The sequence below is a fragment of the Paenarthrobacter sp. 22069 genome (assembly GCF_052046035.1).
GTDB lineage: Bacteria > Actinomycetota > Actinomycetes > Actinomycetales > Micrococcaceae > Arthrobacter.
This window is the reverse complement of sequence record NZ_JBQEQF010000029.1, coordinates 12,994-36,219: the sequence shown is the minus strand read 5'-3', so window position 1 is coordinate 36,219 and position 23,226 is coordinate 12,994. Positions and strand designations below refer to the sequence as shown.

The following is a 23,226-nucleotide window of genomic DNA, read 5'->3' as shown; positions in this document are numbered from 1 at the left end:
CAGTGACCCAGCTCATCACCACGGAACTGGTCGAGCTCGACCAGAACCTGGGCAACGCGCCCGAGTCGGTGATCCGGCATCTGGCAAGCAAGGTAGCTGCCACCGGACGCGCCTCTGAAGTTGAAGGCCTCTTCGCGGACGCCTTCGCCCGCGAGCAGAAGACGGCCACGGGCATCCCCGGCGGCATCGCCATTCCGCACTGCCGCTCTGCCGCCGTCACCGTACCCACCCTGGCAATGGCCCGCCTGAACCCGAAGGTGGACTTCGGTGCCAAGGACGGCCCGGCCGACCTGGTGTTCTTCATCGCCGCTCCGGACGGGGCGGACCAGGAGCACCTGAAGCTGCTTTCCAAGCTGGCGCGGTCCCTCATCAAGAAGGACTTCACCGCGGCCCTCCGCAATGCCGCCTCCGAGGCGGAGATCGTGGAACTCGTGGACGGCGCCCTGGCGGACAAGCCTGCGGCGCACGCTGCAGCTCCGGTTGATGCAGTTCCGGTCGGCGCCGGAGTAGGCGCAGCCGGTGCCACTGCTGTAGGTGCCCCCGCAGGGGCTTCAACAGGTTCCGCGGCCCGCGGACCCAAGCGCCTGGTAGCCGTCACCGCGTGCCCCACCGGCATTGCCCACACCTACATGGCAGCCGATTCCCTCGTGGCAGCCGCCAAGGAGGTAGGCGTTGACCTGCAGGTGGAGACCCAGGGTTCCTCCGGCGCCAAGGCACTGGACCCCGCCGTCATCGCAGCGGCGGACGCCGTGATCTTCGCTGTCGACGTGGACGTGCGCGGCAAGGAGCGCTTCGCGGGCAAGCCCGTCATCAATGCACCCGTAAAGCGCGGCATCGATGAACCGGACAAGATGGTCCAGGAAGCCCTCGCCGCGGCTGACAACCCCCACGCCCGGCGCGTCCCGCACTTCGGTGCCGAGGAACAGGCCGAGCACGAGGCCGAGGAAAGGGGCGAGCACATTGGGCAGAAGCTCAAGAAGGCCCTCCTGACCGGCGTCAGCTACATGATTCCATTCGTGGCCGGCGGTGGCCTGCTGATCGCCCTCGGGTTCCTCATGGGCGGCTACCTGATCACCAAGTACGCGGACACGATTGTCGTCCAGAACAGCCTGTTCAACCTGCCCACCCAGTTCCCCGACAACGCCTGGGGTCCGCTCGGCGCCTACCTCGGCGCGGTGCTGTTCAAGATCGGCGCATTGTCACTCGGGTTCCTGGTTCCGGCCCTGGCCGGTTACATCGCGTACGCGATCGCTGACCGTCCGGGCATCGCCCCGGGCTTCGTGGCCGGTGCAGTTGCCGGCTTCATGGGTGCGGGCTTCCTTGGCGGCATCGTCGGCGGCCTGCTGGCCGGTTACATTGCCCACGTGGTGGGCCGCCTGCAGGTGGCACGCTGGCTCCGCGGCCTGATGCCGGTTGTCATCATCCCGCTGCTGGCCTCCCTGGTGGCTTCGGGCCTGATGTTCGTGATCCTGGGCGGCCCCATCGTCGCCATCACCAACGGCCTGAACTCCTGGCTGTCCGGCCTCACCGGCGCCGGCGCCATCGCCCTCGGCGTCATCCTGGGCCTCATGATGTGCTTCGACCTCGGCGGCCCGGTCAACAAGGTGGCTTACTCCTTCGCCGTTGCCGGCCTCGGCGCCGCAACCATCGACAACCAGGCACCGTGGCAGATCATGGCAGCCGTCATGGCGTCCGGCATGGTTCCCCCGCTTGCCATGGCGCTGGCCTCCACCGTCCTGAACAAGAAGCTCTTCAGCCTCGCAGAGCAGGAAAACGGCAAGGCAGCCTGGCTGCTGGGCGCGTCCTTCATCTCCGAAGGCGCCATCCCGTTCGCCGCAGCCGACCCGCTGCGCGTTATCCCGGCCAGCATGCTGGGCGGCGCGGTGACCGGAGCCATCTCGATGGCTGCCGGCGTCGGATCCAAGGCACCCCACGGCGGTCTCTTCGTCTTCTTCGCCATCGACAACTTCCTGATGTTCGTCGTCTCGATCATCGTTGGCGTGGTGGTTACCGCGCTCTCGGTCATCGCCCTCAAGCGCTGGGCAGTCAAGAAGACCGTTGATACGGTTGAACCGGTTCCCGTAACCGTCTGAGCCGGTTTAGCCACAGACCTTCCCGGCGCTGAACCATCAGTACGCCGAAAGACAAAGGAGCAAAAATGCCAGAACGCACCGCAACCGTCGCCAGCCGCGTGGGCCTCCACGCCCGCCCCGCAGCCATCTTCGCAGAGGCTGCCGGAGAGTTCGACCTGGACATCACCATCGCCCGTGAAGGCGAGCCGGCCGACGAGGCCATGGATGCCGCCAGCATCCTGTCCCTCATGAGCCTTGGTGCCTCCCACGGCGACGTGGTGGTCCTGCGCGCCGAAGGTGCCGGTGCAGACGATGCGCTGGAGCGCCTGGTGCAGATCCTGGAAACGGATCACGACGCCGAGTAGCGGCTTTCGGTCCGCGGCCGCCGTCGGATGCCTCCCAACGGGAGGATTCCGACGGCGGCCTCGGCGTTTAACGGGCGTTCAGGGGGGGCGGTCAGCGGGCTTCGGCGATGCGCTTGACGTCAGCCACCAGCTTGTCCCACATGGCCTTCGAATGCGCGGCGGCCTCCTCGGTGGGGTTGTTGTCCTGGGCCAGGGTCAGGCGGGTCGAGCCGCCAAGGTCCTCCAGGGTCCATTCGAGGGTGTGGTAGTTCTCCGGCTTGTCCTCCTGGCCCGAAAGTGGGCTGAAGTGGGTGTGGACGAGTTTCCGTCCCGGCTCAACGTGCCGGATCTCGCCTTTGTCCTGGAACGCCGTCCCCTCCCATTCCCCGTGCCAGGTAATGGGACTCCCCTCGTTCCAGTCCGTTTCCAGTTCTGTTCCGAACATGAATTCCTTGACGGCAGCCGGATCGGTGATCACACCCCAGACCCGGTCCGCTGGTGCGTCGATGGTGGCGGTGGACGTGGCCACATGGTTCTCCGGCATGGTTCAGGCCTTCCTCGCGGTGAACAACAGGTACTCCCATTCCATCTGGAATGGGGAATCGCCGTGGGCGTCGCCGAAAGAGTCGGCAAGGTCGGTGAGGGCCTGGTCCAGCGCCTTCACCTTGTCCTGGTCATCCGCGATCGACTTGTAGACGGAGATGATGGGCCCGTAATGGGACTTGAAATACCGGACGAAGTCCGGGGGCTGGTGGAAGCTCCTGACGGTTAGGGTCCGCTTGCGGGTCCGGACATCAGTGATCCTGTCGCCCAGCAGGCTGCGGACATGGTCCTCGCTCCCCCACAGCGGCGCCGGCTGGGCGCCGGGCGGCGGCGGTGGAGCGAAGGGCTTCAGGGTGGCCAACATCTGACCGACGAATCCTTCCGGCGTCCAGCTCAGCAGGCCGATGGAGCCCCCCGGCTTGCAGACCCGCAACAATTCGTCGGCAGCAGCCTGGTGGTGGGGTGCGAACATCACGCCTATGCAGGACATGACGGCGTCAAATTCCGCATCGGGGAACGGCAGGGCCTCGGCATCGCCCTCCTGCCAGTCGAGGCTGACTCCGCGGTTGGCCGCCTCCCGTCGCCCCGCCTCGAAAAGTTCAGGGGTGAGGTCGCTGGCCACCACTTTCGCGCCCATCATTGCCGCAGGAATGGCCGCATTGCCGGTCCCTGCCGCAACATCCAGGACCCGTTGCCGGGACTTAATGCCGCAGGCCTCCACCAGGACGGCGCCCAGCTCCAGCAGCATCTCGTCAGCCAGCGCGGGGTAGTCCCCCAACGCCCACATGGCCCGGTGCTTCTGCTTCAGCTCCCGGTCCGCCTCCGCCACGCCTGTCTGCTCGCTCATCTCCGCGCCCCTTTACATGTCCGTCCGAGGATGGATGACAGCACGCTGTTGGCACAGCGGAGGCTGCGATGCGACTCATTGTGGGCGCGTTGGAAGCGCCTGTAAAGGGTGGGGGGCGGCCGGCAGGGGCTCAGGCTGGCTTGCGCGCCCTGGTGGTCTTGGCCGCCGGCTTTTCCGCGGTCCTGGTTCCCGTGGGCTTGGCGTCCGAGGTCTTCGAGGCAGTGGACTTTGATCCGGTGGACTTCGACGCGGTGGTCTTTGATGCGGTGGACTTTGATGCAGAGGTTCTGGATGTACTGGACTTCGCCGCCGCCGACTTGGCGGCAGGCTTCGCATCGTCCGTGCCGGTCTTCGCTGTTGCCTTGGAGGCGGACGTCTTCGAGGCTGTCGTATCGGAGGCCGACGCCTTCGAAGCCGCCGTCCTGCTTGCGGAAGCCTTGCGGGCCGGTTTGGCCTGCCCGTCCTCCTCGCCGCCGGTGTCCGCTTCGTCGTCGGAAGTTCCCCCGGCGGCGGCCGCGTCCCCGCCACCGCGCTTCCGGTCCAGGCTTCGCTTGAGCGCCTCCATAAGGTCGATGACCTCGCCCTTGCCGCCCTCGCCTGCTTCCACGCCGAAGGTCTCCTCCGTGTCCAGCGATTCGCCCTGTTCGAGCTTGGCGTCGATCAGCTGGCGGAGCTGCACCTGGTACTCGTCCGTGAAGGCGGCGGGGTCGAAGTCGGCCGCCATGGATTCCACCAGCGCCGCGGACATGTCGCGCTCCTGGGCGGAAATCCTGATGTCGGCCTCCAGGGACGGGAAGTTGGCCTCCCGCACCTCGTCCGGCCACAGGAGCGACTGCAGCACCAGCACGTCGTCCTTGATCCGCAGGGCCCCCAGCCGGGTCTTCTCCCGGAGCGCGAACTGGACGACGGCCACCCGGTCCGTATCCTCCAGCGCCCGCCGCAGCAGCACGTAGGCCTTGGGTGACTTCGAATCCGGCTCCAGGTAGTAGCTTTTCTCGAACATCATGGGTTCAAGCTGCTCGGACGGAACGAACTGCACCACTTCGATCTCGTGGCTGTTCTCCGCGGGGATGGACTTGAGCTCATCCTTGGACAGGACCACCGTCCGGCCGTCCTCCTCGAAGGCCTTCTCGATGTCGGAGTAATCCACCACCTCGCCGCACACCTCGCACCGGCGCTGGTAGCGGATCCGGCCGCCGTCGGCATTGTGAACCTGGTGCAGACTGATGTCATGATCCTCAGTGGCGCTGTAGACCTTCACAGGCACGTTGACCAGCCCGAACGCGATGGCACCTTTCCAGATGGCTCTCATTCCTACAGTCAACATCAGAGCGGGCCGGAGGTGAAGACCCGTGGCCGGGAGTAAGGAACGTGTCCGGGTTGCGGGACGGGAACTGACGCTGACCAACCTGGACAAAATCATCTATCCGGAGACCGGCACCACCAAGGCGGACGTGCTGGCCTACTACGCCGCTGTGGCCCATGTGCTGATCCCGGCGGCGGCCAACCGCCCGGCCACGCGGAAGCGGTGGGTCAACGGGGTGGGGACGGCGGACAAGCCCGGCGAGGTGTTCTTCCAGAAGGACCTGGAAGACTCCGCACCCGGGTGGCTCCCCCGGGCTGCCATAACGCACAAGGACCGCACCATCCACTACCCCATGGTCAATGACGCGGCCACGCTGACCTGGTTCGGCCAGATCAACTCACTGGAAGTCCATGTGCCGCAGTGGCGGGTGGACTCCCACGGCCACCAGTTGAACCCCGACCGGCTGGTACTGGACCTCGATCCGGGCGAGGGTGCCGGGCTGCGTGAATGCCGCGAAGTGGCCCTGCTGGCGCGGGCCATCCTGCAGGACGTGGGCCTGGACCCGGTCCCGGTCACCAGCGGGAGCAAGGGAATCCACCTCTACGCAGCCCTGGACGGGACCCAGACTTCAGAGCAGATCTCCGCTTTCGCGCGGGAACTGGCCCGCGCGCTGGAAGCCGACCATCCGGACCTCGCGGTCAGCGACATGAAGAAGTCGCTGCGCAAGGGCAAGGTGCTGGTGGACTGGAGCCAGAACAATGCGGCAAAAACCACGGTCGTCCCCTACTCGCTCCGCGGCCGGCCCACACCCATGGTGGCCGCGCCACGGACCTGGCGGGAAATCGAGTCGCCCAAACTGAAGCACCTGGCTTACCAGGAGGTCCTGCAGCGGGTGCGGGACGGCAAAGACCCGTTCGCCGCCGTCGTCAATGCTGCGGCGGGTGCTGCGGGCAGCACCGCGGCCCAGGAGGAAACGCACGACGGTGACCCCCGGCTGGGCAAGTACCGCTCCATGCGCGACCCCAAGGAAACGCCCGAACCATTCGCGGGCATACCCGCTGGGGGCAACAGCTTTGTCATTCAGGAGCACCACGCCAGCCGGCTGCACTGGGACCTCCGTTTGGAACACGAAGGGGTCCTGGTGTCCTGGGCCCTGCCCAAGGGAGTACCGGAGTCGGGAGAGAAAAACCACCTGGCAGTCCAGACCGAGGACCACCCCATGGACTACCTCACCTTCCACGGCACCATTCCCGAAGGCCAGTACGGGGCCGGTGAGATGACCATCTGGGATACCGGCACCTATGAGCTGCATAAATGGATCAACGGCAAAGAAGTCATCGTCACGCTGGCCGGGTCCGAGGGCGGTGGGCTGAGCGGCACCAGGAAGGTCGCGCTGATCCATACCGGGCGCGGTACCGGCAAGGACGCGGGGAACCAGTGGCTGATCCACCTGATGAACCAGGAACATGCAGGCGGACGACGACGGCAGGCGGCACCGGCGCCGAAGGCACCTTCACAGGGCGCCGGCGAAGGGGAAACAGGGCCGGATCCGAATCAGCCCAGCAGTGCCGAACCCGCACCGGACACGTCCGCGGACCCCTTGGAGTACCGGCCAATGATGGCAACCTCCGGGACCACCGGGGACCTGCAGGGCAGTAAATGGCAGTACGAACTCAAATGGGACGGTGTACGGGCCATCCTTGTGGCCGACGCGGACCAGGTCAGGATCTTCAGCCGCAACGGCAACGACGTCACCAGGACCTACCCCGAGTTCACCAACAGGGCGTGCTGGCCCGAACAGCCCTTCGTGGCGGACGGTGAGATTATCGCCGTCGGGCCAGGTGGGAAGCCCGACTTTGGCCTCCTACAGGGCCGGATGAAGCTGACCCGCGCCGCTGACGTCGCCAGAGCCCGCGCCGCCATCCCGGTCCAGCTGATGCTGTTCGACCTCCTCTTCGACGGAACGGACCTCCGGCGCCTGCCGCTCAGCCAGCGGCGCCGCAGGCTCGAAAAGTTCTTCCGCCCCTCCGACTGCCCCGTGGACCTCTCCCTGGTGCTGGACGAGCCCGTGGACCTCCTCCTGGAGAGCGCACAGGAACTGGGTCTTGAAGGGGTGATGGCCAAGAGGACGGACAGCCGCTATGTCAGTGGCCAGCGGACCCGCACCTGGATCAAACTCAAGACCGAGCAGACCCAGGAAGTGGTGGTGGGCGGCTGGCGTCCCGGCAAAGGGGGCCGCCAGGAGACCGTGGGTTCACTGCTGGTGGGGATCCCCGACGGCGGCAAGCTGCGGTACGTGGGCCGGGTTGGCTCTGGTTTCAGCACCCGTGAGCTCGAGGAACTGCGGCAGACGGTGGAGCGGCTCGGCCGGAAGACCTCGCCCTTCCATGAGGTCCCGCGCCCGGACGCCGCGGACGCCCACTGGGTAGCGCCCGAGCTGGTGGGCGAGGTGACCTACAGCGAGTGGACCGGCCCGGGAAGGCTGCGGCATCCGCGGTGGCGCGGCTGGCGGGTGGATAAGGACCCGTCGGACGTGGTCCGGGAAGGGTAAGCCGGGCGGGGCGCACGCTCTTCGACGAGCTTGCGGGTCCGCGAAGCGGAGATTACCTGGCGGCCGCCACATTTCGGGGGGCGCCAGGTAATCTCCGTGTCGATATGGACAGCGCGCGTCGCCATGCTGGATCCGTGCGCCCGCCGCCACCTACGAGGAGTGCGGCATCTGCGGCCGGCCGGTGCGGTGGACAGCCGTCACGGCGGCTTCGTGGCCCATCCGCCCATGGATCCCGGCATCGTCCTTTGGATGCCGCCTCTTTCCGTAGCCGTCCGGCCATCCGCTTTGCTGTGCAATGGGGACGGCACCGGTTGCCGCGGGACCCGGTGCCGCCGGGGCATCCATGGCCGCCGTAAGGTGGTCCGCCACCTCAGGCTTGATGTGGGACTGGTTGGACTCTTCACGCATGTGGTTCTTCCCTTCTTTCCTTCGTTCTTCCTTGAAACGAATCCCAACGAAAGCGCCCGGGCGCGCGGACTACTGCCCGGAAAGAAGTGTGTTCATCGCTCTACCATAGGCACGTCCGAGGCTGCTGGGAACCCCCTCGGGAACGTGGCCGCGGTCACTTTTTGCGGCCGGTTTCCCGCGGAAAGCGGCTTGAAACGGAGCAATTAGGAAAATTTTTGGTAACGGCACCGCTCATCAGCCTGCTTCCCAGTGACAACGCGGGAAAAGCCGGGGTAAAGAATTTCGGAACCTGCCCCATATCGCGCCCAAAAGGGAGGATGCTACGCCATCAAACTGCCCCGGGGCTAGGGGAATCCCGTAAAATTGAAGGCCTGCCCAGAGCGGGGCAGCTACAAGTCGCAAGCAAATGACCTCCACAGGAGTTGCCCAAATGCCCACAGACCGAAGCATGACCGACTCTTCAGCAGGCGCCAGGAACGCCCGCGGAACCGACCCTGCAGCCCCCGCGGCTGCCAAGAAGCCACGGCTGCTGCCACGCCGCCGGCTCAAGGAATCAGATGTCAACGTCGTTGACCAGCCGATGCTCAAAAAGGCACTGGGCGGAACCATCGTGGGCAACACCATGGAATGGTACGACGTAGGCGTCTTCGGCTACCTCATCACCACCATGGGCCCGGTGTTCCTTCCCGAATCCGATCCCACCACGCAGACGCTGTTCCTGCTGGGAACGTTCGCCGCCACCTTCATCGCACGTCCCCTGGGCGGCGTGATCTTCGGCTGGCTGGGCGACAAAATGGGACGCCAGAAGATCCTGGCGGCCACGCTGATGATCATGGCGGCCAGCACCTTCGCCGTCGGCCTCCTGCCCGGCTACGCCCAGATCGGGCTCTGGGCTGCAGCGCTCCTGGTGCTCCTCAAGGTCATCCAGGGCTTCTCCACCGGCGGTGAGTACGCCGGCGCCACCACCTTTGTCAGCGAGTACGCCGCCGACAAACGCCGCGGCTTCTTCGCGAGCTTCCTGGACCTGGGCAGCTACCTGGGCTTCGCCATCGGTGCCGCCCTGGTGTCCGTCCTGCAACTGACCCTTGGCCAGGACACCATGGAGGACTGGGGATGGCGCATCCCATTCCTCGTTGCCGGGCCGCTGGGTCTGATCGCCGTTTACTTCCGGAGCAAGATCGAGGAATCGCCGCAGTTCCAGGCCACCCTTGACGCCCAGGAAGAGAACGCCAAGAACGCCTCCGCGGGAGACGTCGCGACGACCAAGGGACCCCTGGGCATCCTCAAGGCCTACTGGCGTCCGATCATCGTGGCCATGGTTGTGGTGGCTGCCGCCAACACCGCCGGTTACGCCCTGACGTCGTACATGCCCACCTACCTCACCGAGTCCAAGGGCTATGACGAGGTACACGGCACGCTGCTGACCATTCCGGTCCTCGTGGTGATGTCGTTGTGCATTCCCCTCACCGGCAAGCTCTCCGACCGCATCGGCCGCCGGCCCGTCCTGTGGATCGGCGCCATCAGCACCATCGTGCTGGCCATCCCGGCCTTCATGCTGATCGGCATCGGACAGATCTGGTCCACGGTGGCCGGGCTGGCACTGGTTGCCTTCCCCGTCACCTTCTACGTGGCCAACCTGGCTTCGGCGCTGCCGGCCCAGTTCCCCACATCCAGCCGCTATGGCGCCATGGGCATTGCCTATAACTTCGCCGTGGCCATCTTCGGCGGCACCACCCCGTTCATCGTGGCGGCACTGATCAGTGCCACCGGCAACGACATGATGCCTGCCTATTACCTGATGGCAACTTCCCTGGCGGGCGCTGTGGCGATCTACTTCCTGAAGGAATCGGCCAACCGCCCGCTCCCCGGCTCCATGCCCAGCGTTGACAGCCACGCTGAAGCCAAGGAACTGGTGGCAACCCAGGACGAAAACCCGCTGATCAACCTGGATGAACTGCCGTTCGAGAGCCTTGACGGCGCGGATTCCCTGGCCCACCGCGAAGTTCCGGCAGGGGCATAGCTCCGGCCGCCCGGGCACCCTTGTAGCCCACGCTCGCAGGCCCGTTCCGTGTGCTTCCTTGGGGGAAGCATGCAGGACGGGCCTTCGCGTTGCCGGCGGATGACCTCTTATGACTGCCGCATGTGACTCTGCCGCGGAGCCGGTGATACTTTCCCAGAGGCCGTGGGCCGCGGCAGGAGAACCACAACAGGACAGGCTGGTACATGAAGCGCGTGAGGGAGCAGGTTCGCGCGCTCCATCGGTTGGAACCGGCCAACAACGACCACCTGGCGGCGCTGCGTGTGGCACTGAGCGTCGCCGTCCCCTCCCTGCTGCTGCTGGCCGCCGGCCGCACCGACCTCATCATCTATGCCGTCTTCGGTGCCCTGACGGGCATGTACGGCCGCTCGGAACCACACCAGCTGCGGCTGCGCCACCAGGCCCAGGCCGCACTTGTGCTGCTCACCGGAGTTGCCGTGGGGGTGGCGCTGTCCGTCAACCACATCCACTCCTGGTGGCTGGTGGCCGTGGAAGCCACCCTGGCGGGTGTGGGTTCCGTGTACTCGGACCGGGTACGGCTGAAGCCCAACGGTCCGTTCTTTGGCATTCTCGCACTCGGCGCGTGCGCCTCTGTTCCGGCCCAGGTCCCCTGGTACGCCGCCATGCTCATCGCCTGCGGTTCCGCCCTGTTTTCCATCGCCATCGGGTTCAGTGGCTGGATGCGCCGGAGGACGTGGGAACCAGGGGCAACCCGGACCGTGCCGCCCCGTTCTGCAGCGGGGACCCGCGAACTCGCGCTGCATGCCGCCCGCTACGTCCTGGCCGTTGCCGCTGCCGGGACCGTGGGCGTGGCCAGCGGCAGCGGCCACCCGCACTGGGCCATGGCGGCGGCTGCGGTACCGCTCGCCGGAGCAGACCTGCCCAGCAGCGTCCGGCGGGGTGTCCACCGCATTGTGGGGACGTTCCTGGGCCTGGCGGTGACCGCCGTCGTGCTCCTCCCAGGGCCCTGGACCCTGGCTGCGCTCTACCCCGCATTCCAGGAGCCCGTGCACCAGGCGCAGGTGCTGGCCCTGCTGGTGGTCCTCTTCCAATTCGCCACCGAGCTGTTCATGACCAGGCATTATGGGCTGGCGATGGTCTGGTTTACGCCGGTTATCCTGCTCATGACCCAGCTAGCCTCACCGGCGGAACCACGCATCCTGATCCTCGATCGGGCAGTGGAAACGCTGGTGGGTGCGCTGATGGGCATCCTGGTGGTGGTGGCTGTCCGCCGGCCCGGTTCACGCCGCCGGACCGGCTTCCCTGGACTGCCGGCCGTGCGCCCGGCCCTATTTCGGTTTCCGCGCAGGCCCGGCCATTAGCCGCGTCGGCGCCACCTTGGCCAGCGCCGCAACCACCTTGTACCGCTTGGACGGGATGGACACAGCCTTGCCGCGCTCGTTGTCCGCCAAGCCCTCCCGGACCACCCGGTCCGCCCGCAGCCACGTCCAGGACGGGGCCACCGATTTGTCCATCCCCATCCGGTCGTGGAACTCGGTATGAGTGAAGCCCGGGCAGACGGCCGTGACCTTGATGCCGCGCTTGCGGTAGGCCAGGTTCGCCCAGCGGCTGAAGCTCACCAGCCAGGCCTTCGCCGCCGAATACGTGCCGCGGGGCAGGAACGCGGCCACGCTGGCCACATTGATGATCCTGCCCCCGCCCCGCTCCAGCATGCCCTTCAGCGCCGCGTGGGTGAGCACCATCGAGGTTTCGGCGTGCAGCCGCAGGTGCTTCTTCTCGTCGGATGCATGGTTTTCCTCGAAGTTGTGCAGCAGTCCGATCCCCGCGTTGTTGACCAGGATGCCCACCGGCCGCGTGCTGTCCTCAAGGCGTTCGACGACGGCGGCGACGTCATCCTCGTCCGTCAGGTCGGCGGGAAGCACCTCCGCCGTGATTCCGTAGCGCCGGCGCAGGTCCTCCGCTGTTTCGGCCAGTCGGGCCGCGTTGCGCGCCACCAGTACCAGGTCATTCCCCTGGGCGGCGAGCTGCCTGGCGAATTCGTGGCCCAGTCCGGCGCTGGCACCGGTGACCAATGCGGTGGTTCGGGAGGTTGTTGGCGTCATGCTGCCAGCCTAGTCACGGCCGGGCGTCTCCGTCCGCGAACCTTGCCAGCGGGTTTGCCAGCCGCCCGGCCATCTGCAGTCCGCCGGAGGGATCCGCCAGGTCCAGCATGTGCTGGTTGTTGCGGAGCTGCAGCCGGTTTAAGCAGGACAACGCGAAATCCGGAGCGAAAAGGTCATACCTGGCGAACTCGGCCGCGAGCTCCGGATGGTGCGCCTGGTAGTCCCTGATGGCGGCGGCCGCCGTCCGCCAGAACTCCTCCTGCGGAAGGACGCCGTCCTCGTCCAGCAGCGCACTGAGGAAACGGAAGATGCAGTCGAAGACGTCGGTGAAGATTGCCAGCAACTTTTCGCCATCGGGTATGTCGGCCTTGATGCGGGCCACTTCTTCCGGAAGGTCCAGCTGGTCGCCCATCACCACGATCTCCTCGGCGATGTCCTTCATGATGGCCCTGGCGGGCACGCCGTCCTCCAGCACCAGGATCACGTTCTCGCCGTGCGGCATGAACGCCAGCCCGTACCGGAAGAGGCAGTGCACCAGCGGGACCAGGTAGGCCTCGAAGTAGCGGCGAAGCCAGGCCCCGGCGGCCAGGCCGGACCGCTCGATGAGGGCTGACGCCATTGGCTTGCCCGCGGCGTCCACGTGCAGCAGCGAGGCCATGGTGGCCAGCTGCTGCCCGTCCTGCAAAAGCGGCAGCGGACTTTCCCGCCACAGCGCGGACAGCATCTTCCGGTAGGACGACGCGCTGGCCGAGCCGGCCTCGTAATACCCGTTGTGGTACCCGATCGCCGCCACCTCGCCGATCATGGTAAAGCCCCGCCGGCTGAGCGTGCCGTCGGCTTCGATGAGGCCCCGCAGCCAGTCGTTGATGGCCGGGGTGGCCTTCATGTATTGCGGGGACAGGCCCCGCATGAAGCCCATGTTCAGCACGGACATGGCGGTCTTGACGTAGTTGCGGGACGGGTGGTTGGTGTTGAAGAACGTGCGGATCGACTGCTGTGCCTGGTAGCTGTCCTTCCCGGCGCCCAGGTGGACGATGCGCTGCCGGGCGATTTCTGCCGCGAAAGTCACGGCCAGCTTGTTCTCCCACTGCCACGGATGGACGGGCATGAAGAAGTAATGGTCCGGGTCCAGGCCCATCAGCTGCAGTTCCTTGGCGAAGTTTCCGGCAAGCGGGCCCAGCTCGGCGTCCAGGTGCGCGCGGTAGTCCAGCCCGGCGCTCGCCGTGAATACAGCATGGGACCGCTGCACCGCGATCCATTGCAGCTGCACGGGTGCGCCTGTTTCCGGGGCAAAGGCGTGGTAGTCGCCGATGCCGAAACCCAGGCGGCCGTTGTTCGCTACGAAACAGGGATGCCCCTCAGTCATGCTCCGCTCGACGGCCTGGAAATCGGCGGCAATGTCCCGGCCGCCGGTCACACCAGCCGCGAGTTCGGCTGCCGACGGCCGGCGGCCCCCCTGCTTGTACGCGTGGCTGGCCAGCGTGCTGCTGATTTCTTCGAGGTAGACCGGGAGCATCTGCAGGGTGACACCCAGCGTCGTGTGGAACACCGTGATGAACTCCAGGACATCCAGGGGCGCTTCGGTGCCGTTATGGAGGTGCCGGATGGACGCGGCATCAATGGACCAGTGGTCGAGTTCGAGGATCCTGGCCGCGAACCGGTATTCGTGTGAACCGTCATCGCTGGCCAGACGGTAGCTGCCGGCATCGGCTGCGGCGGACACGCGTTCGGGAGCGAGGATCCGCTCGTGGGAGAACTCGGCGAGGGCCTTGCGGAGCAGGTGCCGGTTGGCTGCGTCCCAGCGGGCAGGTGTCAGGTGGGAAACGGCGGCCCCAGGGGCCGTGGCTTGAGCTGCGGCAGCGGTGGGTCGGTGGTCGAGGTGGATGGTCACAGTGCTCCTTCGGGGCTGCTGTTGGGAATTGTTGGGAGTGGGCGTGCGGGCAGGAGGGCTGCCCGGGCGGCCAGGTAGCCGGAGCGGGTGCAGAAGCTCAGCAGTGCTTTCTTGTCCGGCAGCGCCACCACCCCGGCAGGCTGGAAACCAAGCCGTTCGTTGAGCGCATGGATCCTGGTGTTCCTGACATCCGGTTCCACCACCACGCGTTCCACGTCCGGCAGGGAGAACAGCCGGGCAAGGACGGCGTCCATGACGGCGGTGGTGTAGCCGGGCTCCGGTCCGGACGACGGCGGGCCCACCAGCAGGTGCATCCCCACGTCACCGGGCTGGACGGTGTAGACGGCCGCCAATGGCGAGGAGGCGGGAAGGTACTCCTCCATCAGGAAGGCGGGCACTCCGCCGTCGAGCCCCAGGAGTGCGTGGTGGTGGCCGCTTGACTGGATCGCGGCGTACTCCTCCACCACGTCAGCCACACTGGCGGAGAGCATCCCCCAGAACACGGCGTACGGCTGGGTCACCCAGCCGTGCAGCAGCAGGGCGTCGGCGTGCGCGTCCAGGCAGTGGAACGTGAACCTCATGCCGGGACCTCTTGGGAAATGCCGGCCGGGGCCCCGAACTGCTGGAAGGCGATGCTGCGCTCCACGGGGTACACCTCGCGGCCGGTGATCTCACGGAGGATGCAGGCGTTGCGGTAGGCGCCCATCCCCAGGTCCGGGGTGGCGAACCCGTGGGTGTGCAGTTCGGCGTTCTGGACGAAGATCTCGCCGGGAACCACACCGGTGCTGTAGTTCCGGTCCACGGCGAAGCGCCCGGCGCTGTCACGGGCAATCCGGTCCTGCACGCCGGCCAGGAACGCGGGCTCCCGGTAGCCGTAACCGGTGGCGAACACCACGGCTTCGCTGTCCAACGTGTAGGAGGTGCCCTGTTCGTCATGGTGCAGCTCCAGCGCGTGGGTGCCGGTGGACGGATCCCACTGCGCTCCGGTGAGGGTGGAGTGGGTGAGCAGCCGGCTGTTGACCATGCCGGAGAGGCTCTTGGCGTAAAGCAGGTCGTAAATCGCATCGATCAGGTCCGAGTTGATCCCCTTGTAGAGGTTCTTCTGCGTCTTGTTGAGGTGGTCCCGCCGGTCCTGCGGCAGTGCATGGAAGTAGTCCACGTACTCGGGCGAGGTCATCTCAAGGGTCAGCTTGGTGTACTCCAGCGGGAAGAACCGGCCGGAACGGGTCACCCAGTTCAACTGGTAGCCGTGCACGTCTGCTTCCTGCAGGAGCTCGTAATAGATCTCGGCCGCACTCTGGCCGCTGCCCACAATGGTGATGCTGCGCTGCCGCTGGAGCTCGGCTTTCCGGGCCAGGTAGTCGCCATTGTGGAAGGCCATTCCCCCGCGTCCTGCCTCCGCCGCAGCGGCGATGTCCGCGCCGGCGTCCGGGATGTGGGGCGAGGTGCCCGTTCCGAGCACGAGCCGCCGGGCCCGGAGTACCTCCTGCCCCGCCGGGCCGTCCACGCTGAGCCGGTACACGCCGTCGTCGTACCGGACGTCCAGCACGGTGGTGCCGAACCGCACGGTCGGCAGCTGGCCGGCCACCCACTGGCAGTACTGGTTGTACTCGGCGCGCAGGGGGTAGAGGTTCTCCCGGATGTAGAAGCGGTACAGCCGTCCGGTCTGCTTGAGGAAGTTCAGGAATGAATACGGCGAGGTGGGGTCCGCCATGGTCACGAGGTCGGCCATGAAGGGCACCTGCAGGTGTGCGGGCTCAAGCATCATCCCCGGGTGCCAGTCAAAGCACGCGCGCTGCTCCAGGAAAATGCCCTCCACCCCTTCCACAGGCCCGGTGAGGGCGGCCAGGCCCAGGTTGAAGGGCCCGACGCCGGCTGCGGCGAAGTCGTAGATCCTGCAGTTGTCCGGGGTGCTCATGCTGCGGTGGCCTTCAGGAGTCCGGCCCCGGTGGTGCGGAGGAGGCCAATGATCCCGGCGATGTCCTCGAGCGCTGCCTCGGCGTTGAGGAGGGTGAACTTCAGGTAGTGGCGCCCGCCGACCTTTGTCCCGGCCACCACCGCCTTGCCGGAGGCGAAGACCGCCGCCCGGATGGCGGGGTTCAGCGCGTCGGCGGCGTCCTGGGACAGGCGGACGCCGTCCTGCACGGCAGGGCGGTACCGGAACACCAGGGTGCTGAGCTGCGGCGGTGCGGCGAGCTCGAAGTCGTCGTCGGCCTCGAGGAGGGAACCCACCCGGGCCGTAAGGTCGATGGCCTCGTCGAACAGGGCTCCAACGGCGTCTGCGCCCATGATCCGCAGGGTGAGCCAGAGCTTGAGGGCGTCGAACCGGCGGGTGGTCTGGATGCTCTTGTCCACCTGGTTGGGGATCCCGGCCAGCGCGGCGCTTTCATGGTTGAGGTAGTCGGCGTAGTGGGTGACATGCCGCAGCATTGCGGCCTCGCGGACCAGGAGGGCGCTTGAGCTGACCGGCTGGAAGAAGGTCTTGTGGAAGTCCACGGTGACGGAGTCGGCCAGGGCGATGCCGTCCAGCAGGTGCCGGTAGCAGCCTGAAACCATGAGCCCACCACCATAGGCGGCGTCGACGTGGAACCAGGCGCGGTAAGCCTTGGCGAGACCGGCCAGGTCTGCCAGCGGGTCCACCGCACCGAAGTCCGTGGTCCCGGCGGTCGCCACCACGGCCATGGCGGTCAGGCCGGCTGCCTGTGCTTCCGCCATGGCGTCGGCGAGGGCCGCCGGGTCCGTCCTGTGGTCAGCGGTGCAGGGAATGCTGATGACCGCATCGAGGCCGAGGCCCAGCATGGAGGCTGACTTCCGGATGCTGAAGTGGCTGTCCGCGGAGGTGAAGATCCGCAGGGTGTCCAGCAGGGCCGGAAGGCGGAGTCCGGCGCGGGCGGGGTCCCGGCGAAGCCCCGCCACGGCACGGTTGCGGGCCACGAGCAGCGCCTGCAGGTTGGACTGGCTGCCCCCGGAGGTGAAGATGCCGTCCGCGGTGTCACCCAGGTGCAGGCGCTCTGCTGCCCAATCGATGAGGCGCCGCTCGATCATGGTGGCGCCTGCGCTCTGGTCCCAGGTATCCAGTGACGAGTTCACGGCAGACAGGATGGCTTCGCCGACCAGTGCGGGGATCACCACGGGACAGTTGAGGTGGGCGGCGTACCGGGCGTCATGGAAGTAGACGGCGTCACGCAGGTACACCTCCTCGAGTTCCTGCAGCGCTGCTGCCGTGTCCGGCAGCGGGCTGTCGAGGTCCACGGCGGCCACGCGGGCCTGTAGCGCCGCCGGTTCGACGCCGGTGAACGGCCCGGTGGTTCGCTCAAGCCTGGTGGCCACAGCGGTGACACCCTGCAGCACCTGCGCGACGTACCGGGCCGAGTTGCGGGTGTTGAGCAGGTGGTTTCCGGCAGCCAGCGCCAGTCCGATTTCGTCAGCGAAATGTTTTCCCACCCGGCGTTCCTGCTGTTGCAGTGCGCGCTGCGGGTGACCTCCGGGCCGCTGCGGTGGGTGGCTGGTGTGGTCGGGGCGGGTCATCAACGGCACGGTTTTTCCTTTACTCGGATCGTTAGTAAGGACAGCCTTACTTAGGTGACCCTTTTAATCAAACTTTTATGCCGTAATTATCCAAACGGATCCCTGAAGGCTAGGCTGATGGAGTCGCAGGCACATCAGGCTGCCGGGGCAAAAGGGGGAAGCATGGACCAGCAACCGTCCGGAATGGTCGGATTCCGCGAGGTGGACCGGGACGGAAATCCCGTGCCGCCCGAACGTGAAGACCCGGAGCCTGCGGCGGCAAGGCCTTGGGCGGCGCCAAACCCGTTCATTGTGGTGTTGTGGCTATTGGCTGCGGGGCTGATGGTAGGCGGGGTGGCGGCACTCACCCAAGGGCCCATCGCCATGGCGCCCATGCGCGACGGATTCTCCGTCGCCTTCATAATCTTCACCTTTGCCCCGCAACTGGTGCTCATCGGCATTGCCACGGTGGTTATCCTGCTGCTCTGGCATGCCTGGCGCTGGCAACGCCGGCGCGGCTGACCCGGGCGACACATGCGGGCGACCTCGACGCCCGCATGCAGCCGGCCTCGATTTGTGCAGTAATTAGTAAGCGTGCTTAGCTTACGGGGTACATGAACCTCCGCAAGCAGTTCGCGGCGGGGTTGCCAGCGTTGGCGGCTCCGTGAAAGAAGCCCAAGGATGAACATAATGACCACCGCAATGGAAGACCAGCTGACGGCGTTTGGGGAGCGCACCGAGGAAGCTGCGAAGCTCTTGACCGCCACCGTACCCGTGGATGCAGGGTTGCTGTTGACCCTGAACTCCCGCATGCATTGCCGCACGCCAATGCAGCGCGTCGACCACGGCGAACTGCCGGTGCGGCAGCCTGTGTACGTTGACGGGAACTCCGTAGTTGAGCTGCGGCCCGGATCCGTTCCGGAGAGCGTGGTCACTTACCGCTGCGCCTGCGGCTTCACCATCGACGATCCCGGCACCGCCGTGCCCGTGACCGATCAGGCCCTGGCCAGCTGAACTCCTTGATCATTGCCCGGCAGCGCGCTCAGCCGACGCCGGCCAGCCCGGGCGCCAGTCAGTCCGGGCGCCGTTCAGTTCTGGGGCCAGTCGACGAACTGGCCGTACCCTTCGTGCTTGCGCAGGTAGCTGGAGATGAATGGGCAGTGCGGGATGATCCGCTTGCCCGTGGCCACCACGTCATCCAGGGCAAAGTGCGCAAGGACTTTGCCCAGCCCCTGGCCCTCAAAATCCTGGTCCGTTTCCGTGTGAGTGAAGTCGATGTGCCCGGGAAGGTCATGGAAGAAGGCCTGCACAGCCAGCCTGCCGTCCACCAGTAGTTCGTACCGGTGCTCCGCGTCATTGCGCCGCAACGAAACATTGGCGGTGAATCTGTCTTCCGCGGAGGTGGTGTTCTCGGTCATGGTTCGACACTGGCACTACTTCACCCCGCTGGCAATGCCCTTTCTCCCCCTCTTCCTGCGCGCCCGCAGCGGCAGGCCGGAAAGCAAAAGGACTGCCACCGAGAAACAGGCGGTGCCGGCTGCCAGCAGTCCCAGCGACAGCCCGTTCAGTGCGGCGTCCGCCACGGGGATGAAGACCACTACGACGGCGGCCCCAGCCACGGCGGGCCGGCAGCGGGCGGCGCGCATCGCCGTCGTCCGTTCCTCCAGCCTGCCAAAGGCTGCGGCCACCGGCAGCAGCAGGAGGACCAGCGCAAGGACGACAAGGGGCCGTGACCACCACCATTCAGCAGTGCCGGATCCAGGCTTGGGCAGCGGGGCCAGAAGCAGCAGCCCGGACATGGCGCCCAGCAGGGGCAGGTGCCACAGGTACACCGTCAGGGACCGGGCACCGGCAAGGGCCAGGAGCCGGTCGATCCACTGGATCCCGGCGAGCGGAGCCAGGACCGGCCGCGCCAGTTCCATGACCGCCAACTGGGCAACGCCCAGGATCACCAGCGTCAGGTTGGGCGGATTGAGATTTACCAGCATGTTTCCCCGGTACAGGCCCAGCCCGGTCACAAGCCCCAGCAGCAGGTTGGCCGCCACGGCGATGCCCAGCAGGCTGGAACGGGTGATGCGGGAAAAGTAGCCGTCTGCGGCCAGGAAACCCAGTTGCTGCACTGCGCACCACACGAACACCAGGTTGACGTTGGCGAGGTCCGGCAGGGCACCCCGCAGGCAGTCCACCCCAACCACCAGAGCCGTGAGCACGCCCAGGACCAACCAGGGAGCGCGCCCATGGAGCGCCGCCAGGACGGGGATGTTCAATTGCGCCGCGAGGTAGGCCGCGAGGAACCACAGCGGCATGCCGGCCCCGGCGGCGAGGAGCTGGACCACCTGCGGGTCCACGCCCAGCAGGGCTGCCACGGAGAGGCCCACCACCATCGCCGCCAGCAGGGCCGTGGCCGGACGGACCAGGCGCAGGAGGCGCGCCCTGATGAACTGGGCGGCTGTCCCGCCGCCCGCCTTGAGCCGTCGCCAGGACTGCAGGCCGGTGATGCCGCCGGTGACGAAGAACAGCGGCATCACCATGAAGATCCAGATGACGGGTTCAAACCAGCCCTGCAGGGCGAGGGTGTTCTCCGTTGTCACGGTCCCGTCAGGGTGCAGGACCGGGCTGACCATCATCGAGTGGCCCACCACCACCAAAACCAGGCAGATGAAGCGGACAAGGTCGATGACCGGATCACGGCCTGCCGTGTCCGCCCCGGTTCCTGTTCCCCGCCCGCTGGTGCCCGGCATGGGTGGACCTATAACCGCCTGGCGTTGTCCACAGCACCATTGTGCCCCCGGGCTCCCGCTGTTTTAAGGACTAAACGCCCCTTCTGCCCCTACTGCAGCACTGCCAGCAGTCCCAGCACGACGGCGAGCAGCGGCGTGGTGCCCTGCGTTACGGCGGCCCGCAGGTACTTTCGCCCGGTGAAGGCCAGGACCGCGGCGGCCAGCAGCATGGAACCGCAGCAGCTGAAAATGAGCGTCCAGCCTGCCACATCCTGCCACGCGCCCACACCGCCGAGGGCCACGAGCCCCACACCGATGAAGGCGCCGATGGCCAGGAAGAGGTTGTAGAAGCCCTGGTTGTACGCGAGCGGCCTGGTGGTCTCGGCATCCGCTTGGGAGGCAACGCCAAAGCGCTTCCACGTGGCGGGCCGGGTCCAGGTAAGCGACTCCATGGGTGAAAATGAAGACATGCAGCGCGGCGGCGAGGAAGGCAAAAAGAAGGGAGGCCAGGATCATTGCTTGATCCTAGCCTCCCTTCGGGGGCGCCCCCTCCGGCCGCCCGGTGCCGCTACCGTGCCAGCGTTTGGAGGGTGGCAGCGGCGAAACCCTTCGCCGACGCGTTCCATCTGGCCAGCAGGCCTTGCAGGTTTTCACCGTCGGAGCGGTGCGCGGGGAGCTGCTCCTGGAGGGTCGCCAGGACGCCGGTCCGCAGTTCCGTGTTGAAGTTGACCTTGCCCACGTTCATGGCGGCGGCCTTGACCAGCTCTTCGGCGGGGATTCCGGAGGCGCCGTGCAGGACCAGGGGAACGTGGATCCGCGCCGCGATGTCCTGCAGCACGTCCCAGCGCAGCCGCGGTTCGCCCTTGTATTTGCCATGGACGTTGCCCACAGCCACGGCGAGAAGCTGGGCGCCGGTGCGGGACACGAAGTCCTCCACCTGCGCCGAGTCCGTCAGCCCTGCCACGTCCACGCCGGACTGGCCGGCCGGCTGGTCTGCGGAGAACGCGCGGTCCTCGTCGCCTGCCAGGCCGCCGAGTTCCGCCTCGAGGACCACTTCCGGTCCCAGCAGCGCGCGGGCGGCCTGCACCAAAGCGATGTTGTCCTCGTACGGGAGGGCGGAACCGTCGGCCAGGACCGAATCCGCGCCTGCCTGGACGGCTGCCGCCATGACGTTGAGGTCGGAGGCGTGGTCAAGCTGCACCGCGACGGGGACGGTGGCTGCGTCGGCCAGTCCACGCAGCGCCGAGATCAGCCGCAGTCCGTTCGCGGTGGCGGCCGTTCTGGGTGCCACCAGCAGGATCACGCCCCTGCCGGAATCCTCTGCGGCACCCACCACGGCCAGCGCGGTGGTGAAGTCGTAGCAGGTGAAGGCCGGCACGGCGGAACCCTGCTGCAGGGCGGAAGTGACCAGGTGGTCCAGGCGGGTTTCCATCAGGCGCCCAGTCCTCCCACCAGGATCCATGCCACGAAGGTCAGTGCGAAGCCGGCGAGGCCCAGGATGGTGGTCAGGACGGTCCAGGTCTTCAGGCCGTCGGAGACGGTGAGGCCGTAGTACCGCACCACAACCCAGAAGCCGGCGTCGGTCACGTGCGACAGGCCCAGGGCACCAAAGCCGATGGCGATGACGATGACGGCGATCTGGGCTGGGCTGTAGCCGCCGCCGCTGACCGCTGCGGACAGCAGGCCGGTGGTGGTAACGATGGCCACGGTGGCCGAACCCTGGGCGGCACGGAGGGCCAGCGAAATGATGAACCCGAGCAGCAGCAGCGGCACGCCGAGGGTGTCCAGGGTCTTGGAGAGCGCCCCGCCGATGCCGGAAACTTGCAGGACGTTGCCGAACACGCCGCCGGCGGCCACCACCATCAGGATGGAGGCGATGGGAGGCAATGACCCTTCGAAGATTTCACCGGTCTCCTTGAAGGACCAGCCGCGGCGGACAGCCAGCAGGAAGAAGGACAGCGCCACGGCCACCAGCAGGGCCAGGAACGGGTTGCCGATGAAGGCTGCGAGGCCGTACCGCGGGTCACTCTTGGGGATCACGAGCGTGCCAACGGTACCGAGCAGGATCTGCACGATCGGGGTGGCGATCAGGAAGATGATCAGGCCCGGCCGGGGCGGTGCGATGGCCGCGGCACCGGGGCCGTCGTGGCCCACCTTGACCAGCTGGTCGGAGCCGAACTCCTCCACCTGGGTCTTGACGGCGGGCAGCAGCTCGTAGTCCTTGCGGTTCATGATGGATGCGACCCAGTAGGACAGGAAGCCCAGCGGAATGCAGATGAGGAGGGAGATCAGGGCGATCAGCCCAATGTCGGCGCCCAGCACGCCGGCGCCGGCAACGATGCCCGGGTGCGGCGGAACGGCCACGTGGATGGCGAGCATGATGCCGGCCATGGGCAGGCCGAACTTGACCGGGTGGACCTTGGCGATCTTGGCGAAGGCATAGACGATGGGCACCAGCACGATGATGCCAACTTCGAAGAAGACGGGAATGGCAACCAGGAAGCCGACGGCAGTCAGTGCCACGGCCACACGCTTGGCCCCGAGCTTGCGGGTGAAGTGGTCTGCGAGGGACTGGACGCCGCCGGACACCTCGATCATGCGGCCCAGCACGGCGCCGAGCGCGATCAGGATGGCAACCTTGCCCATGGTGCTTCCGACGCCGCTGGACACCACGGTGAAGATGTCCTGCAGCGGGATGGTTGCTGCCACGGCCACCAGGATGCTGACGGTCAGCAGGGCCACGAAGGCCTGGATCTTGAAGCGGATGATCATGACCAGCAGGATGGCGATGCCCACCGCTGCGATGGTGAGGAGTACCGGCGTGCCCAGCTCAACGGCGGGCTTGATGGCCGGGGCATCGGCCGCCCGCTGTATCAGCGGGCTCATCAGGTTGTTCACAGGGGGATGTCTCCTTTGACGTGCCGGTCCCGGGGCAG

Annotated in this window: 20 protein-coding genes and 1 pseudogene; 7 read left to right on the top strand and 14 right to left on the bottom strand. The window is 66.8% G+C overall.

Annotated elements, in window-relative coordinates:
* Positions 1 to 2: 2 nt before the first annotated feature.
* Positions 3 to 2,093: a fructose-specific PTS transporter subunit EIIC gene (locus tag ACTJK0_RS19045; RefSeq protein ID WP_110542503.1), complete on the top strand. Its 2,091-nt coding sequence runs from the start codon at positions 3 to 5 to the stop codon at positions 2,091 to 2,093.
* A 65-nt stretch (positions 2,094 to 2,158) separates the two neighbouring features.
* Positions 2,159 to 2,437 (top strand): HPr family phosphocarrier protein, encoded by a 279-nt coding sequence (locus ACTJK0_RS19040; protein WP_015935750.1) that lies wholly within the window; start codon positions 2,159 to 2,161, stop codon positions 2,435 to 2,437.
* 91 nt (positions 2,438 to 2,528) lie between these two features.
* Here ACTJK0_RS19040 and ACTJK0_RS19035 read toward each other — a convergent pair whose 3' ends face one another.
* From ACTJK0_RS19035 to ku, 3 genes are all read right to left on the bottom strand, one after another.
* Positions 2,529 to 2,960 carry an SRPBCC domain-containing protein gene (locus ACTJK0_RS19035; protein WP_440746226.1) on the bottom strand — a complete coding sequence of 144 codons (432 nt, stop codon included), beginning with the start codon at positions 2,958 to 2,960 and terminating at the stop codon, positions 2,529 to 2,531.
* 3 nt (positions 2,961 to 2,963) lie between these two features.
* Positions 2,964 to 3,806: a class I SAM-dependent methyltransferase gene (locus ACTJK0_RS19030; protein ID WP_440746225.1), complete on the bottom strand. Its 843-nt coding sequence runs from the start codon at positions 3,804 to 3,806 to the stop codon at positions 2,964 to 2,966.
* Positions 3,807 to 3,936: 130 nt separating this feature from the next.
* Positions 3,937 to 5,118, bottom strand: coding sequence for a non-homologous end joining protein Ku (gene ku, locus ACTJK0_RS19025; protein WP_440746224.1), 1,182 nt, complete (start codon positions 5,116 to 5,118; stop codon positions 3,937 to 3,939).
* A gap of 40 nt (positions 5,119 to 5,158) precedes the next feature.
* On the opposite strand from ku, the gene ACTJK0_RS19020 reads away from it, so the two are divergent.
* Entirely contained in the window at positions 5,159 to 7,663 is a 2,505-nt protein-coding gene (locus ACTJK0_RS19020) for an ATP-dependent DNA ligase (RefSeq protein ID WP_440746223.1), read from the top strand.
* Between the two features lie 150 nt (positions 7,664 to 7,813).
* Here the strand turns inward: ACTJK0_RS19020 and ACTJK0_RS19015 are convergent, their stop codons facing one another.
* Positions 7,814 to 8,071, bottom strand: coding sequence for a hypothetical protein (locus ACTJK0_RS19015; RefSeq protein WP_110542498.1), 258 nt, complete (start codon positions 8,069 to 8,071; stop codon positions 7,814 to 7,816).
* A gap of 430 nt (positions 8,072 to 8,501) precedes the next feature.
* On the opposite strand from ACTJK0_RS19015, the gene ACTJK0_RS19010 reads away from it, so the two are divergent.
* Positions 8,502 to 10,091 (top strand): MFS transporter, encoded by a 1,590-nt coding sequence (locus tag ACTJK0_RS19010; protein ID WP_110542497.1) that lies wholly within the window; start codon positions 8,502 to 8,504, stop codon positions 10,089 to 10,091.
* A gap of 203 nt (positions 10,092 to 10,294) precedes the next feature.
* Entirely contained in the window at positions 10,295 to 11,431 is a 1,137-nt protein-coding gene (locus ACTJK0_RS19005; RefSeq protein ID WP_110542496.1) for an FUSC family protein, read from the top strand.
* Here ACTJK0_RS19005 and ACTJK0_RS19000 read toward each other — a convergent pair.
* From ACTJK0_RS19000 to ACTJK0_RS18980, 5 genes are read right to left on the bottom strand one after another with little or no spacing between them, the layout of a single operon-like run.
* Positions 11,399 to 12,172 (bottom strand): SDR family NAD(P)-dependent oxidoreductase, encoded by a 774-nt coding sequence (locus tag ACTJK0_RS19000; RefSeq protein WP_110542495.1) that lies wholly within the window; start codon positions 12,170 to 12,172, stop codon positions 11,399 to 11,401. The two genes, ACTJK0_RS19005 and ACTJK0_RS19000, sit on opposite strands and share 33 nt — an antisense overlap.
* 13 nt (positions 12,173 to 12,185) lie before the next feature.
* A complete protein-coding gene (locus tag ACTJK0_RS18995; protein WP_440746222.1) occupies positions 12,186 to 14,063 on the bottom strand; it encodes an IucA/IucC family protein in 1,878 nt (625 codons plus the stop codon).
* Entirely contained in the window at positions 14,060 to 14,644 is a 585-nt protein-coding gene (locus tag ACTJK0_RS18990; protein ID WP_440746221.1) for a GNAT family N-acetyltransferase, read from the bottom strand. Before ACTJK0_RS18990 ends, ACTJK0_RS18995 begins: the two co-directional genes overlap by 4 nt.
* On the bottom strand, positions 14,641 to 15,981 hold the full coding sequence (locus tag ACTJK0_RS18985; RefSeq protein ID WP_440746220.1) for a lysine N(6)-hydroxylase/L-ornithine N(5)-oxygenase family protein: 1,341 nt from the start codon (positions 15,979 to 15,981) through the stop codon (positions 14,641 to 14,643). The genes ACTJK0_RS18990 and ACTJK0_RS18985 overlap by 4 nt, the downstream gene beginning before the upstream one ends.
* Positions 15,978 to 17,591, bottom strand: coding sequence for a pyridoxal phosphate-dependent decarboxylase family protein (locus tag ACTJK0_RS18980; RefSeq protein ID WP_440746234.1), 1,614 nt, complete (start codon positions 17,589 to 17,591; stop codon positions 15,978 to 15,980). Before ACTJK0_RS18980 ends, ACTJK0_RS18985 begins: the two co-directional genes overlap by 4 nt.
* Positions 17,592 to 17,753: 162 nt before the next feature.
* Here ACTJK0_RS18980 and ACTJK0_RS18975 point away from each other — a divergent pair, with 162 nt between their 5' ends.
* A complete protein-coding gene (locus ACTJK0_RS18975) occupies positions 17,754 to 18,092 on the top strand; it encodes a hypothetical protein (RefSeq protein WP_440746219.1) in 339 nt (112 codons plus the stop codon).
* A 168-nt stretch (positions 18,093 to 18,260) separates the two neighbouring features.
* Positions 18,261 to 18,584: a hypothetical protein gene (locus ACTJK0_RS18970; protein ID WP_110542490.1), complete on the top strand. Its 324-nt coding sequence runs from the start codon at positions 18,261 to 18,263 to the stop codon at positions 18,582 to 18,584.
* Positions 18,585 to 18,658: 74 nt separating this feature from the next.
* On the opposite strand, the gene ACTJK0_RS18965 is transcribed toward ACTJK0_RS18970, so the two are convergent.
* From ACTJK0_RS18965 to ACTJK0_RS18945, 5 genes and pseudogenes are all read right to left on the bottom strand, one after another.
* Positions 18,659 to 18,988: a GNAT family N-acetyltransferase gene (locus ACTJK0_RS18965; RefSeq protein ID WP_110542489.1), complete on the bottom strand. Its 330-nt coding sequence runs from the start codon at positions 18,986 to 18,988 to the stop codon at positions 18,659 to 18,661.
* Positions 18,989 to 19,003: 15 nt separating this feature from the next.
* Positions 19,004 to 20,311 carry an acyltransferase family protein gene (locus tag ACTJK0_RS18960; RefSeq protein ID WP_440746218.1) on the bottom strand — a complete coding sequence of 436 codons (1,308 nt, stop codon included), beginning with the start codon at positions 20,309 to 20,311 and terminating at the stop codon, positions 19,004 to 19,006.
* 89 nt (positions 20,312 to 20,400) lie between these two features.
* Positions 20,401 to 20,806 (bottom strand): annotated as a pseudogene (locus tag ACTJK0_RS18955) (DUF1304 domain-containing protein).
* Positions 20,807 to 20,858: 52 nt separating this feature from the next.
* Positions 20,859 to 21,722: a class II fructose-bisphosphate aldolase gene (locus tag ACTJK0_RS18950; RefSeq protein ID WP_440746217.1), complete on the bottom strand. Its 864-nt coding sequence runs from the start codon at positions 21,720 to 21,722 to the stop codon at positions 20,859 to 20,861.
* The gene (locus tag ACTJK0_RS18945; RefSeq protein ID WP_440746216.1) at positions 21,722 to 23,188 is read right to left on the bottom strand and encodes a GntP family transporter; all 1,467 of its coding nucleotides are present in this window, start codon (positions 23,186 to 23,188) and stop codon (positions 21,722 to 21,724) included. The genes ACTJK0_RS18950 and ACTJK0_RS18945 overlap by 1 nt, the downstream gene beginning before the upstream one ends.
* Positions 23,189 to 23,226 lie beyond the last annotated feature (38 nt).

What these genes read in the sequence shown, in the direction of transcription:
- ACTJK0_RS19015 (WP_110542498.1), bottom strand. Translation starts at nt 8,071, where the DNA reads ATGCGTGAAGAGTCCAACCAGTCCCACATCAAGCCTGAGGTGGCGGAC.
- ku (WP_440746224.1), bottom strand. Translation starts at nt 5,118, where the DNA reads ATGAGAGCCATCTGGAAAGGTGCCATCGCGTTCGGGCTGGTCAACGTG.
- ACTJK0_RS19040 (WP_015935750.1), top strand. Translation starts at nt 2,159, where the DNA reads ATGCCAGAACGCACCGCAACCGTCGCCAGCCGCGTGGGCCTCCACGCC.
- ACTJK0_RS19010 (WP_110542497.1), top strand. Translation starts at nt 8,502, where the DNA reads ATGCCCACAGACCGAAGCATGACCGACTCTTCAGCAGGCGCCAGGAAC.
- ACTJK0_RS18975 (WP_440746219.1), top strand. Translation starts at nt 17,754, where the DNA reads ATGGACCAGCAACCGTCCGGAATGGTCGGATTCCGCGAGGTGGACCGG.
- ACTJK0_RS19000 (WP_110542495.1), bottom strand. Translation starts at nt 12,172, where the DNA reads ATGACGCCAACAACCTCCCGAACCACCGCATTGGTCACCGGTGCCAGC.
- ACTJK0_RS19005 (WP_110542496.1), top strand. Translation starts at nt 10,295, where the DNA reads ATGAAGCGCGTGAGGGAGCAGGTTCGCGCGCTCCATCGGTTGGAACCG.
- ACTJK0_RS18980 (WP_440746234.1), bottom strand. Translation starts at nt 17,591, where the DNA reads ATGACCCGCCCCGACCACACCAGCCACCCACCGCAGCGGCCCGGAGGT.
- ACTJK0_RS18990 (WP_440746221.1), bottom strand. Translation starts at nt 14,644, where the DNA reads ATGAGGTTCACGTTCCACTGCCTGGACGCGCACGCCGACGCCCTGCTG.
- ACTJK0_RS19030 (WP_440746225.1), bottom strand. Translation starts at nt 3,806, where the DNA reads ATGAGCGAGCAGACAGGCGTGGCGGAGGCGGACCGGGAGCTGAAGCAG.
- ACTJK0_RS18965 (WP_110542489.1), bottom strand. Translation starts at nt 18,988, where the DNA reads ATGACCGAGAACACCACCTCCGCGGAAGACAGATTCACCGCCAATGTT.
- ACTJK0_RS19035 (WP_440746226.1), bottom strand. Translation starts at nt 2,960, where the DNA reads ATGCCGGAGAACCATGTGGCCACGTCCACCGCCACCATCGACGCACCA.
- ACTJK0_RS18985 (WP_440746220.1), bottom strand. Translation starts at nt 15,981, where the DNA reads ATGAGCACCCCGGACAACTGCAGGATCTACGACTTCGCCGCAGCCGGC.
- ACTJK0_RS18950 (WP_440746217.1), bottom strand. Translation starts at nt 21,722, where the DNA reads ATGGAAACCCGCCTGGACCACCTGGTCACTTCCGCCCTGCAGCAGGGT.
- ACTJK0_RS18970 (WP_110542490.1), top strand. Translation starts at nt 18,261, where the DNA reads ATGACCACCGCAATGGAAGACCAGCTGACGGCGTTTGGGGAGCGCACC.
- ACTJK0_RS18960 (WP_440746218.1), bottom strand. Translation starts at nt 20,311, where the DNA reads ATGCCGGGCACCAGCGGGCGGGGAACAGGAACCGGGGCGGACACGGCA.